Below are 14,595 nucleotides of genomic sequence, written 5' to 3' on the forward strand. Positions count from 1 at the left end.
CGGCGTCATCGAGGCCGGAGTTAATGCCGACACCAGCCGCAACGCCAACGGTGATGTGAGCCTGAGTGCGCAGAATCTCAACAACACCGGCAAGAGCGTGGTGGCCAGCCGCAACCTGACGGTCAATACCGCACAGACGTTGAATAACCTGGGCGGCACCTTAAGCGGGCAGCAAAAAACCAGCATCACTGCCACTACCCTGGACAACCGGAACACTGGTCGGGTGCTCGGCAGCGGTGCATTGGAGCTGAAAGCCACGCAGGTGCTCAACACTAAAGGGGTAATCACCAGCAACGGCAACCTCACGGCGAATCTCGGCCACCTGAACAACCACGATGGCGAAGTCTCCAGCGCAGGCAACACCACCGTCACCGCCACGACGCTGGACAACAGTGATGGTCAGGTAACGGGCGACGTTGCACTGAACATCGGTTTGATCGGTGCTCTGAATAACCAGAACGGTGTGCTGGGTTCCGGCCAAAGCGTGAGCATCAGTGCCGCCAGCCTGGATAACAGCCATGACGGCAGCCTGGTCAGTGATGGCAGTCTCACCGCGCGCATCAATGGTCTGTTCGACAACCAGAATGGCAACCTGAGCGCCAAAGGCGTGGTTGACCTTCAGACCGGTAGCCTCGACAACCGCAATGGCAGCCTGATCGGCAAGGATCGGCTGACCCTGCGCAGCGATTCGCTGGACAACCGCACCGGCAAAGTACGCGCTGGCAAAGACCTGCAACTGACCGTCGGACAACTCGATAACCGTCAGCAAGGTCTGCTCAACAGCCAGGCCGCCATCCACTTCAATGGCACTCATCTGGATAACCGCGGCGGCTTACTCAGCGCGGCGGGTCCGGTGCAACTGGAGGCCGCCAGCGTCGACAACAGCAGCGGTCGTATCTCCAGCAAAACCGATCTGACGGCCAAGGTTGCGCAGTTCACCAACCAGGGCGGCGAACTGGTCGCCCAAGGGATGTTGACCCTCAATGGCAGTGGGCTCGATAACCGCAACGGCGGACTGGTAGGCGCGACAAAAGCGCTGAAACTCAACGTCGATGAGGTGGACAATCGCGGCGGCGAAATCTCCAGCGCCGTTGATGTGGCCATCGAAGGCCAAAGCCTGAACAACAGTGACAACGGCAAGATCCTGGCCGGCACCGAGCTGGGCCTGAAAGTCGCGCAGATCATCAACCAGACCCAAGGGCTGTTGTTCGGCAAGGGCGCCACGACAGTGACGGGCCAGAGCCTGGACAACAGCGGCGGTAGTCTTGTCGCCCAGCTTGGGTTGGATATCCGCCTCGACCAAGCCTTGAGCAACATCGAAGGCCTGATCAGCAGTGAAGGCACTTTGACGGTCAATGCGGCCAGCCTCGACAGCACCCGCGGCAGCGTGTCGAGCGCCGGCGCGCTGGCGCTGACGACAACGGGAGCGCTGAACAATCAGGGCGGTTCAATCACCACCGACAGCGGCCTGACCCTCAAAAGCGCAAGCCTGATCAACCGCCAGAATGGCCTGATCAGTGGCAAGAACGCGACCACTGTCACCACCGGTACGTTCGACAACACTCAGGGCGGCCAATTGATCAGCGGCGATACCCTCGACCTGACCGCGACCCAAGTCAGCAACGGTGTTGCCAGCCGAATCGCCAGCGATAAAGCCCTGACTGCCAGTGTCACCGGTTTCGATCAGCAGGGCGGTCAACTGTTCAGCAAAACCTCGCTGAGCCTGGACTTGAACCAGGGCCAACTGAACAACCAGAACGGGCTGATCAACGCGCCGTTGCTGATGTTGAAAAACCTCAAGGACGTCAACAACCAGCACGGTGAAATCTCCAGCGCTCAGGCCTTCACTCTGACCGCGCAGAATCTGGATAACAGCAACGGCAAATTGATCAGCAATCAGGCTTTGACCCTGCACATCGATCAACTGCTCGCCAGCATCAAGGGCCTGATTGCCGCACAGACCCTGGAGGTGCACAGCGCCCGTCTGGACAACACCGGCGGCTTGATCAGTAGTCGCGGCGCCCTCGGGGTGACGGTAGACGGTCAACTCGTCAATCAAGACGGCACGTTCATCGCTGACGGTGACGTGCACATCAGCGCTGATAGCCTGGACAACACCCGTGGCCAGATCGCCGGTAAAACCGATGTCACGGCCAGCGTCGCGACCCTGAACAACCAGGGCGGTCAGTTGATCGCAACCGGTGGACTCACTCTGACGGGCATCAACCTCGATAACCGGTTTGGCGGTTTGGTCGGGGCGACCAACGCCCTGCAGCTGAACGTGGAATCGGTCGACAACCGCGGTGGCGAATTGTCGAGCAAGTCAGATGTGACCCTGGTGGGCAACCGTCTGGACAACAGCGATGGCGGCCAGGTATTCGCCGAAGGCGCGCTGGCCCTGACGGTTGCTCAAGTGCTCAACCGCGCCAAAGGCCTGCTCTCGGGCAAGACCGACCTGACACTGACGGGGCGCGATCTCGACAACAGTGGCGGCTCGCTGTTGAGTCAGAAAAACCTGACGCTCGATCTCACGGGTGACCTGAACAATAGCCAGGGCCTGCTCAGCGCTGAAGGGACGCTCGGGGTCACGGCCGCCAGCTTGACCAACACTCTGGGCAGCGTTTCCGCTGCCGGGCCGCTGACATTGACCACCAGCGGCGCGGTACTCAATCAGGGCGGCGAAATCGTCACTGACGCAGGTATCACACTCAACAGCGCCAGCCTGGATAACCGCAACAACGGCAGCATCAGCGGCAAAGGCGCGGTGATCGTCAACACCGGCGCACTGGATAACAGCCACACCGGTCGATTGAACAGCGGGGCCAGCCTGGACCTGAAGGCGACCCAACTGACTAACCAGGATGGCGGTCGCATCGCCAGTGTCGGTGCGCTGACTGCCAGCGTCACCGGCCTTGATCAGCAAGGCGGGCAACTGTTCAGCAACACGTCCCTGGTGTTGGATCTGAACAAGGGTCAGCTGAACAACCAGAATGGCCTGATCAGCGCGCCATTGCTGATGCTCAAGAACCTCACCGAGATCAACAACGATGGCGGCGAAATCTCCAGCGCCGAGGCCTTCACGCTCGCCGCTCGTAGCCTGGACAACAGCAATGGCAAACTGCTGAGCAATCAGAATCTGACCCTGCGCATCGATCAGGCACTGACCAATCTCAAAGGCCTTATCGCCGCCGCGGCACTTGACGTCAAAGCCGCCAGCCTGGACAACAGCGGCGGCACCCTGACCAGCCGTGCCAACCTCGACTTGAACCTCGACGGGCTGTTGACTAACCAAAACCAGGGGCTGATCAACGCCACCACCGGCCTGACTATCAACAGCAGTGACCTGAATAACCAGAACGGTTCTTTGCTGGGCAGCGCGATTGCCATCGACTTCGGCTCGGTTACCGGCGACCTGAACAACAGCGGCGGTCTGATCACCACCGCAGGCTTGTTGAGCATCCAGCACCTGCACGACCTGAACAACCGCAGCGGCGAAATCTCCAGCAGCCAAAGCCTCAACCTGACATCCCGCGCCCTGGATAACAGCGGCGGCAAACTGATCAGCAGCAACTTGCTGACGGTCAACGCCGACACGGTACTCAACCAGGGCGGCCTGATCTCTGGCTGGCAGGGCCTGAACCTCACCAGCAACAGCCTGGACAACCGCAACAAAGGCACGCTGTCGAGTCACGACAGCGATGTGGCCGTCACCGTCAGCGGTCCGATTCTCAACAGCGGCGAAGGTGCGCTGGTCAGCCAGAAAACCCTGAGCGTCAATGCGGCAAGCCTGGACAACAGCAACGGCGGCATCCTCTCCAGTGGTGGTGCCCAGACCCTGACCCTCAGCGGTCTGCTCAACAACGCTCAGGGCGGCTTGATCGACAGCGGCGCGACCCTGGCCATGCAGGCCATGACCCTGGGTAATGCCGGCGGCACGGTCAACGCAAAACAGGACCTCAGTTTCACCGGCACCACACTGGATAACACTGGCGGCAACCTGATCGGCAACGCTGCTGTCACCCTCGACCTGCTCGGCGCCTTGACCAACACCAACGGCAAACTGGCCAGCGCCGGCCCGCTGCGGGTGCAGCGCGCCACACACATCAATAACCAGGGCGGCCAACTCGCCAGCCAAGGCTTGATGACCCTGCTTACCGGTGGCCTGGACAACCGCAATCTCGGCACCATCGCGGCCAATGATCTACTGACCATCACCACGGGCGGTACGCTGCAGAACAGCGCCGACGGCCAGATCTACAGCCAGAATGGCGACCTGCAAATCCAGGCCGCCAGCCTCGCCAACGCCAAGGGCACCCTGCAAAGCCAGGGAGCTTTGAACCTCACCATCGGCGGCGATATCGACAACCAGAGCGGCCGGATCGTCGCCAAGGACGGTGACGTGTCTATCAAGGCCGGCAACCTCGATAACCGCGGCGGCGTGCTCGCCAGTCTGCAAGCAGCATTCACGGCCAACCTGACCGGCGTGCTGAAAAACGGCTATGACCTGAACAACAACCGCCGCAGCGGCGTCACCCAGGCCCAGCGCCTGAACCTGACTGCGCTGGCCGGCATCGACAACTACGGCGGGCGTATCGCTGCGCAAAGCGGCGACGCGATCATCGTCACCGGCAACTTCGACAACCGCAACGGCGGTCTCTACGCCCAAGGCAAGGTCAACGTCACCGGCAACAACTTCGACAACAGCGGCGACAATGACGGCCAGATCGCCGGTCAACAGATCGACCTCAACCTCAGCGGCGCGTTGAACAACCGTCTGGGCATCATCGAGAGCGACAGCACCTTATCGATCAAGGCGGCCAGCCTCGATAACCAGACCGGTCAACTGCGTGCACTTGGCACCAGTGGCAAAACCAACTTTCAGATCGGCGGCCTGTTCGACAACCGCAAGGGCACCCTGGAAAGCGCCAACAGCGACCTGAGCATGGCGGTTGGCAGCTTCCTCAACGGTGGCGGCAGTCTGCTGCATGTGGGCAACGGCACCTTCGACATTTCCACTGCCAACGTCACCGGCGCTGGTGGCTCGATCGTCACCCGCGGTGGCCTGACCCTCAACGCCGACAGCTGGAGCAACAGCAACGTCATCCAGGCCGGACGCCTGAACGTCAACGTCAATAACTTCAGTCAGACCGCCAGCGGCCAACTGCTCGCTTCCACCAGCCTCGTCGGTACCGGCGGCAATTGGTACAACGATGGACTGATCGCCAGTGACGGCAGCATGAAGCTGACCTTGGGGGGCAGCTACGGTGGCAATGGCCGACTGAGCAGCCAGGGAAATATGGATCTGAGCGCCAGCCAGATTGACCTGGTGACCAACAGCAAAATCACCGGGGGGGCCAAAACCACCCTGTCTGCGAGCACTCTGAACAACTACGGACGTGTGAGCTCCATGGGCGATCTGGACGTCACGGCGACAAATCTGAACAACTTTGGGACTCTCGGTGGCAGCGAAAATGTGCGACTTAAGGCTGCCACTCTGCTGAACCAGAACGGCCTAATTTTCAGTGGTAAAGACATGGCGCTGAGGGCCAACACGTTTACTAACCGCTATGCCGATGTGTACAGCCTCGAGGATATCGACATCGCCAGGGACGACAACGGCGGACGTAGCCATTCGTTCTCCAACATCTCGGCCACGATGGAAAGTGCTCAGGACATGACCCTGAACATTGACCATATCGAGAACCGCAAGGATGTGTTCGAGGTGGTCGGCGGGCTGGTGTCGAGCAACATTGGTGTGCGTTGTTATAGCTGCAGTGAGCTTCCACAAATAGGCGACCGTCCGCCATCAAGTCATCTGGTATGGGAGGAAAACTATAAGTCGGTTGTTACCAAAGATTCGGCCTCAGCCAGTCTGACCGCTGGCCAGGATCTACTAATCAACGGCTCCGACTTGCTCAACAAGATGTCGACCATCACTGCCGGTCATGACATGAGTCTCAACCTTGGTACTTTCAAAAACGAGGGCGCGTCAGTTGGCGAATATTCTGTTCGTCGATCCCTCAGTGATCCTGGCGTCAATTGGTCCGAGATCATGACTTTCAATGCGATCAATGATCCGGACTATAACAACACCGATCCTAACGCCTTCTCGCCAGCCGGTGATTATGTACGCCCCTACATCCATTTCTGGAACGAGGATTATGTAGAGACGTTGGTGAACCCCAGAACCCGCTCGGGAGGAAGAGAGGCCGCCCGCTTTACCTGGTTCGGTTCAATCCGGATTGAAATTGAAGGTGGGCAATATGTATTTGAGCCGTTCGATCTTTCCCAGTATCAAGGGAATGTTCGGATGGAGGCACCCGCCGCGGTCAAAAATGCTCAATTTTTCGATGAGGTGATTACCTACCAGAGCCCGTCAACGTACGCGAATGCAGTGGTTCAGTCCGGCGGACAAGTGACCATCAATGCTACGCAAGACCTGACTAATAGCGTGGTGCGTGAAGGAGTGGCGCTGAACCCCAACGGTTCACGCCTGGGTTCGACCCAGACCAATGGCAATACACTGACCGTTATTAATATCAATCAGCAACTGCCCCCCGACCTTGCGCAGCAGCAGGTGAACCCGGTGTCGCTGCCAGGCTTCAGCCTGCCGACCGGCCAGAACGGTTTGTTCCGCCTGAGCGGCCAGAACGGCAGTACACCAGTCAATAGCGGTCCACAAAGCTGGACGATGGGTGGCGCCAGCATTCCGCTGACCCAGCGCGAGCAGACACTACCTGCCGGCCAGGCTCGGGCTATTCTGCTGGGTAACAACACCCAGGCTTCCGCCAGTGCTGTCAATCTGAGCCCGGCGAATCGTCAGGCTGCGAACATGGAGACAGACGCCAGCGCGATCAACGTCACCACGCCCGCCACAGACTCATCGGGCACTGTACTGCCTAGCCGTTCCAATGTTTTCATGGTCAACCGCGTTCAAGGCGTACCGGCCAGTTCCGGCCAGTCAAAACCTCACAAATACTTGATCGAAACCAACCCGGTGCTCACCGACCTCAAGCCGTTCATGAGTTCGGACTATCTCCTCTCTAACCTTGGTTACGACCCCGACCAAAGTGCCAAGCGCCTGGGCGATGGCCTTTATGAACAACGCCTGATCCAGCAAGCGGTAGTGTCTCGCACCGGCCAGCGCTTCATCGATGGCCAGACCAGCGACGAAGGCTTGTTCAGATACCTGATGAACAACGCCATCGCCAGCAAAACAGAACTCAACCTGTCGCTGGGCGTCAGCCTGACCTCCGAGCAAGTCGCGGCCCTGACCCACGACATTGTCTGGATGGAAAACGCCGAAGTGAACGGCGAACAAGTGCTGGTGCCGGTGCTGTACCTGGCCAACGCCAACAATCGCCTGGCCGCCAACGGTGCCTTGATCCAGGGCAGCGACGTAACCCTGATCGCCGGCAAAGACCTGAACAACGCCGGCACCTTGCGCGCCTCCAACAACCTGTCGGCCACCGCCACCAACGACCTGGTCAACAGCGGCCTGGTGGAAGCCGGCAACCGCCTCGACCTGCAAGCCGGCAACAACATCGTCAACAAAGCCGGCGGCATCATCGCCGGCCGTGACGTCACGCTCACCGCCACCCGGGGCGATGTGATCAACGAACGCACCGTCACCACCCACGAAAGCAGCAGCGGCTATCGCAGCGAGCGCACCGACTTCGTCGACAACGCCGCCCGCATCGAAGCCGGCAACTCGCTCACCCTCAACGCCGGACGCGATATCAACAACGTTGGCGGCGTGCTGAAAAGCGGGGCTGACACCACGATCACTGCCGGTCGCGACGTCAACCTCACTTCAGCCGAACAGATCGTCAGCGGCGAGCAGGGGCTGCACCGCAATCAGACCATCACCCAATATGGCTCAGACATTGATGTCGGGCAGGACCTGAAGGTCAGTGCCGGACGGGATATCACCGCTATCGCCAGCCAGATCGACGCCAAACGCGATGTGAGCATGAGCGCTGTCGGCGACTTGACCCTGGCTTCGGCGGCGGATGAACAGCACTCGTATAGCAAGAGCAAGAAGGTGACCAGTCAGGAGGATCATGTCAGTCAGGTCTCTACGACGGTCACTGCGGGAGGCAGCATTGTCCTGAATGCGGGCAAGGATCTGAACCTGATCGCCAGCCGAGTGAGTGCGGGGGATGAGGCCTATCTGTTTGCGGCTAACAACCTGACGCTCCAGAGTGCAGAAGACAGCGATTACAGCTTCTACAGCAAAACCAAGAAAAGCTCCTCGGGCAAGAAGAGTCGACTCGACGAGGTGGCCAGCAACACCAACATCGCAAGCGCAGTGACCTCCGGCGGCAACAGTACGCTGCTGGCCGGCAATGACATGCTGATAAAAGGCAGCGAGATCGCGGCCGATAAAGGCGGTGTGCAACTGGTGGCCGGCAATGATGTGCAGATCGTTGCAGTCACTGATTCGAACAGTGCCCGTCATGAGAGCAGCTCAAGCAAAAGTAGTTGGGGTGGCTTGAAGTCGAGCAAGGTCAAGGATCAGGTTTCCGAGACGCAAACCACTGCTGTCGGTAGCGTGATCTCGGGTAATACCGTGAGTGTGGCGGCCAATCGTGACGCCACGATCACTGGCTCATCCCTAGTCAGTACCCAGGATCTAACCGTACAGGCAGGTCGCGACCTGACCATCAATGCGGCAGAAAATACCTTCACCCGTGACGAATTCCATAAGGAAAAAAATCGTGATCTGAGTGGCGTACTGACAGCCAATAACCTTGGCGTCGATGACATCACCGGCAACCAGCACCTATCGGTCAGCAAACAGAACCATACCGGCAAGTCCGCGCAAACCACTTTGACTGGTAGCACCATTGGCTCCAGCGAGGGGGACGTCAGTCTCACCAGTGGCCGTGAACTGAGCGTGATCGCCAGCGACCTTGTTAGCACCAAGAACATGAGCCTGATCGGTTCCAAGGTGACCATCGCTGCCGGGATGGAAAGCGCGAGCCAGAGCAGTACCGACAAGAGCAGCAGTTTGGCGGTGGGGCGGGTCATTGGCGGCACGATCGTCGATACGGTCAATACGATTCGCAGTTCAGTAAAAGCGGCCAATAACGCCGATGACCCCCGACTCAAAGCGGTGAAGCTGGCTCAAGCGGCAATGGCGTTCAACGATCTGGGAGGTATGGGCGGCGACGCCGAAGGCGCCGGCTCGGATTATGGGAAAAAGCAGGGTACTGCCAGTAATGGGTCTCTGATCAAGATTGGCACCGAACTGGCGAATACCCACAGCAAAAGCACCAGCGAGTACACCAGTCAGACTGCCAAGCAAAGCACGCTCAATGCAGGCAAAAACTTATTGATCATTGCCGATGGCGGTGCGCCGGGAACGGTGGGTGATATTCATGTGATTGGCAGCAGCTTGAAAGCCGCCGACACCGTATTGCTGGCTAAAAACAACATCACCCTGGAAAGCGCGCAAAACACCGCCAACTGGGCCAATAACAACAGCAACAACAAAACGGCCATTGGCGCCAGCTTCAACCTCGGTGAGCAGAACGGGTTCACCCTCGACCTGGGAGCTTCCATCGCCAAGAGCATGGGGACTGGTAGCTCCGTTACCCAAGTCAACACCACCCTGGAGACCGGCTCTCTCTCCCTGCACAGTGGACAGGACACGACCCTGGCTGGCGCGCAGGTACGGGCCGACAGTATCAACGCGTTGATTGACGGCAACCTCAACATTACGTCCCGCCAGGACACCGAGACCCAGAAGAGCAAACAGGGCAGTGCCGGTTTCGGTGGCAGCATCTGTATTCCGCCGTTCTGCTACGGCGCACCGGTGGCCGTGTCTGCAAGCCTGGCCGCTGGCAACATGAACAGCGACTACAAGGCTGTGATAGACCAGAGCGGCCTGTTCGCCGGCAAGGGTGGTTACGACATCACCGTCGGTAAAAACACCACCTTGCAAGGTGCGGTGATTGCCAGTGAGGCGTCTGCCGACAAGAACCTGCTCAGCACTGATCGTCTGATCGTCAGCGATATCAAAAACACCAGCGACATCAGCGCCCAGTCGGCAGGCTTTTCGGCTTCCTACGGCAGCAATGCCGGCTCAAGTGTGGGAGGCAGCGTTCCGCTGTCACTAAACGATTCGGACCACAGCAGCACCCGTAGTGCTGTCAGCGAAGGCACCATCATCGTGCGCAACGCTGAGGGTGCGAATGATCTGGTTGGACTGAATCGCGATACCGCAAACGCCAATCAGACGCTGGACAAGCCTGATGAAAAAGCGATTCAGGAGCGGATTGATCTAATCCAGAGCACTGTCGCGCTGTCCAAAAACATCATCGGCAAAGTAGCCAATGCCCAGCAGCAAGCGGCCGGTGAGAGAGCCAAAGCAGCGACGACTGAGAAGGAACGACAGGCTGCTATTGATGATTACAACAGTTGGGGGGGGGGTGGTGACAAACGCTTCATGGCGGACATCGCAGCAGGCGTGATTGCCGCCGGCATGGGGAGTGTGGGTGGGGCGACGGCGATAGGCCTGGTTGCCAATACTACGGCGGCGGATACCTACAAAAAAATAGGCGACTATGCCGACCAACAACTAGCGGATGCAATACGCAGCAAGGACACAAACCTGCAAGCGGCGTGGGCTGAAGGTGGCTCTGCACGTGTCTTGTTACACAGCTTGGCAGGTGCCGTACAAGGCTTATCCAGCGGCACGGCGGCGAACGGCGCCCTCAGCGCCGGCGCGTCGGCGGCAATGATGCCAGCATTGGACGAAGTGCTGAAAAGTTACGGTATCGGACTGGCAAGCCGGGATGCGTTCGGCACATTGATCGCCGCAGGACTGGGGGCGGTAGCCGGAGGCGGTGGTTCGATTGCGCAAATGAGCGGTGCTGCTATTGCCGCCAATATTGAAAAATATAACCGCCAGATGCACCCCGCAGAGATCCCGCTGCTTAAGGCGCAAGCGCAAGCATTGGCCAAGGACGCGGGTATCACGGAGGCTGAGGCTGAGGCACGTTTGGCCAAGGCATTGGTGTACTACACCGATGCGGGCTGGCGTACGGTCATTGACTCCAAAGCATCGGTACCCGATGACATCACCCTCAAGCATTTGGGCATTGCATTAGCGCCGTTGGCGGATAGTTACGATGTCATTGCGACGGTCAACGATTTTCCTGTGCTAAGTGACAAAAAGAGCTACACGCCAGAAGAAACAGCTCGTCTGCTTCAAAATTACAGCGTTGCTCACCCAGAAGCGTATGCGGATATCCGACTGAACGGCGAGTATCTGAATCCAAACTTCAATTTTTTCCCGATGGCTGAGGACTATCGTAACCAGGATTTTTATAACAAAAATCTGAATTTCCGTGACGGTATTGGCGACTTCATTGCTGGTTCAATCACAGGGTTGCCGAAAGGGTATTGGGACGCTGCTGCGGGTGCCGCAACCAATTTCTGGGCGCTGGGCAGCAGCCTTTTGAACCAGCCTGCGGATACAACGAGCCAGATCGCAAACGGTCTCTTGTTGTCGATGGCAAGCCCCGATAGGCTGCTGAGCAGCTACCGTGATAACAAGAATGACGTAGAGATTCTGACTTATCTGTATCAGTTACAAGGCGACACGGCTGCTAGCGCGGCGGTTCGAGCCAAATATGATGCGGAAATGGCAATTAATCTGTTGCCGGCCGGGCGAGTTGGGAAGCTGGGTGAGATTGTTGGATGGGAAACAGGTGATGCTCTCCGCGCGCAAATCTTGAGCGCCATTTCGGATAGTCAGGCCGCCCGGCTCAGTTCAAATTTTGGTCAGTTCAGCAAGGCTGAAGGAAAACTTCAGGAGATTCTTGGCATTTGGCCGCCAAATGGTGGTGGTTATTCTCCTGTACCGAATACGACGTTGGATGTTGGGATGTTGTTTGACCGTTATGGATATCCAGGTGGTAAATATCTTTCTCCGTTAGGAGCTTCGTTTGGTGAGCGCGCTTTGCCTTCCTCGTATGAGATTAGTAAACCGTATTTCCAATATGAAGTTATCCAATCCCTTCCTGGAGTCACCAAAGCAAAAGTCTTACCATGGTTTGGGCAGCCGGGGATGGGGACGCAATTCCAGCTGCCAAACTCTGTTCAATGGTATATAGATAATGGATATTTAAAGGGCCTTTCAAAGTGAAAAAGCAAGAATTGTCATCTAATCTCCATGCTATAGGCGTTAGTAGTAATAGCTACTCTTTGGGGGAGATCCGTCACAGCGACTGTGTGTGTGTCGTTTTAGAGAGTGGCAAGTGGAAAGTTTACTACGTGGAACGTGACATCCCGGCTGAGCTTGCGGTGCTGGACACTGAAGAACAAGCTTACGATTTTGTTTTCGAGACATTTTGTAAATGGCTGGGTTTGCGCAGACCGCACTAGGTAGAGTTGACGCAGTAGAAATAGCAGCATAAAGGAGGGGCGGATTAATTTATTGCTTGGTTGATTTTGTGATTAAACAAATCTGTGTTCGTAAAGGGGACGGATTTATTTGTTTGGCTATCGATGGTAGGGGCCAGAAAATAAATCTGTCCCCTTTTTTCTTATAATGCCGGGGGCGGGAGAGGCTGCAGGATTCGGGAAAATAACTAAAACTTCTGTGTTGGGTGGGAAGCTTGTAGATGAGGAGATTTTCTTTCGTGCTATGAGTCAGGAACATTCGAAAATGTCTTGATTCCATTGTATTCAATTCCATTTAAGAGGTGGCACTATGTCGGAATTAAAAGATCTTAAAGAGGGTTGTGTTTATCTTGATGATTGCATAGTGATTAGGAAGGATGTGTCCGTCATTGCCGTTATCAATCAGGGAGTGAAGTTTGATCATGATATAGATATGGGCAATGGTTGGGTGCTGCGATCCAGTCGGCTTCATTTTATTCTTGGGCATGAGGTTGATGTAACTTTCAATTTTTTCAAAGATAGTCTGAAAATGTTCGGCTTTGCGCTGGAAAATGAACATGGGCGTGACCTCGAGCAACTCAAGAGAAAACATGACAATTTTCTGAAAAATTTGCTTGGTGATCCTCAGAAAAAGAATGAAATCTTGGTGGCTTATGAATTTGCTTGGGGGTCTATAACTTCTCAAATAGATCCAAGAGGAGGCTCGTGTAGCATAGAACTTAATTGGATCTAGTTCAGGAATGGGGACTGCAGGAATGGGGCGGATTTATTTGTTTGGCCGATGTGCTGGTCAGGAAATAAATATGTCTATTTTTTTTGGAGATGCCCAAGTCTATTAGGTAGCTGAGAAGGGTTATATGGCCTTTTATATAGAGATGGATAAGGTCGCAGAAACTGAAGAGTATGTTGAGTACACGTTTGGCCGGAACTTGGGTGTTGGATTCATTCAGATGGATAAAGATGGCGAATCTATTCGTGTGCTGAAAGAGTGCCCTCTGGATAAAAATGGAGCGTAGTCAAAAAGAGCCGCAACGAAGTTAGTGCGTCTTTGGCGGGAAAGTCATTTTCCTGATAAAACGGAGTGGGCTTCCTGAAGAAATAGAAATGGAAAAGGGACGCCGTTAACCGGCCTTCAGTCAAGGCTAAGGTACGACTCGTGAGAGGGAAGGTAGAAGCGGGTTTATTTTATTTGGCATCGCAGGAAAACAAATCTTTCCACTTCGTTTTTCCACCGGGCATACATTTAATAAGGATATCTAGAAGTGAAAAGAATCCCACTGCCAATACTAATCCTGATTTTCACATTGTCAGGCTGCCATTCCAACGTCAGGGACTCGTCCCCCAGTTTGCTGAAAGACGGTATCCAACTGCACCAAAATACGGTAGCTGTCGATGCGGAGCACGCCAAGGTCATCATGAAAGCGTCGGGTAACACTTCTCCGGTAGAGTTCGCGATCAGGCGTGCAGCAGATCCTGACCAGCGTATGGAGGTGCTTGGGACCGTGGTGGATTCAGGTCAGGGGAAGGTGTTCGGCTGGATTGCCAAACTCAATGAAGTGGCCAACAGCGCTACGGTTAAACGCTTCCCGCAGTTGGAAGTACAGGCCGATGCCGACAAATCTTTCGAGGTGTCGGGATATTCGAATGGCAGGGGCGCTGGGGGTTCCTATAGTTGCGGTCCGCTGAAAAGCATCTTTACGCCAGAGCGAAGCAAGGTCTATCTGGTTGAGTTCCAGTTTGTGGGTGAGCGCTGTGAGCAGCATGTTTACGATGTCACCCAACCTCAGCAGCGTATTCCCGTGGCGAGCATACCTGCTGTGTGAAAGGGATTTATCTATTGCTCACAACATGAAACGGGCGACCCAAAAGGTCGCCCGTTTTCATTTACCCCGCAGCCTGCGCCCGCAACCGTCGGCCAATCACATCCATCACATCACAACCATCACGCAACGGTATGGCCAGCAGTTTGGAAAAGTCTGAAAGCACCACCGTGTCGCAGCCGATTTCTGCGCGAAAGGCAATATTTTCCAACACCTGCGTGACCGTGCGAATACGGTAATCCGCCATTGCTTGCAGGACGTCGAGCGGCGCTTGAGTATCAATAACCAGAGAAGCCGGGATCAGGTCGATTCCGGTGAGGGGCATGTATCTATCCATAGTTGAAGCCTCGTTTAGTTTGCT

5 protein-coding genes are annotated in these 14,595 nt (G+C 56.3%); 4 read left to right on the forward strand and 1 reads right to left on the reverse strand.

Translation table 11 applies throughout. The features are described 5' to 3' along the window. The 4 genes from DFS28_RS30575 to DFS28_RS30070 all read left to right on the forward strand — a co-directional run. Positions 1–12,157, forward strand: a 12,157-nt coding sequence (locus tag DFS28_RS30575; RefSeq protein ID WP_158539713.1) for a hemagglutinin repeat-containing protein, incomplete at its 5' end; no start/stop codon positions are given. Between the two features lie 567 nt (positions 12,158–12,724). Continuing rightward, entirely contained in the window at positions 12,725–13,147 is a 423-nt protein-coding gene (locus DFS28_RS30490; protein ID WP_132834366.1) for a hypothetical protein, read from the forward strand. 124 nt (positions 13,148–13,271) lie between these two features. Next, positions 13,272–13,430 (forward strand): hypothetical protein, encoded by a 159-nt coding sequence (locus DFS28_RS30065; protein ID WP_178082241.1) that lies wholly within the window; start codon positions 13,272–13,274, stop codon positions 13,428–13,430. A 246-nt stretch (positions 13,431–13,676) separates the two neighbouring features. Continuing rightward, entirely contained in the window at positions 13,677–14,237 is a 561-nt protein-coding gene (locus tag DFS28_RS30070; protein ID WP_111452673.1) for a hypothetical protein, read from the forward strand. Between the two features lie 61 nt (positions 14,238–14,298). On the opposite strand, the gene DFS28_RS30075 is transcribed toward DFS28_RS30070, so the two are convergent. Next, entirely contained in the window at positions 14,299–14,571 is a 273-nt protein-coding gene (locus tag DFS28_RS30075) for a hypothetical protein (protein WP_111452674.1), read from the reverse strand. Positions 14,572–14,595 lie beyond the last annotated feature (24 nt).

Source organism: Pseudomonas sp. 478 (assembly GCF_003254125.1).
GTDB lineage: Bacteria > Pseudomonadota > Gammaproteobacteria > Pseudomonadales > Pseudomonadaceae > Aquipseudomonas.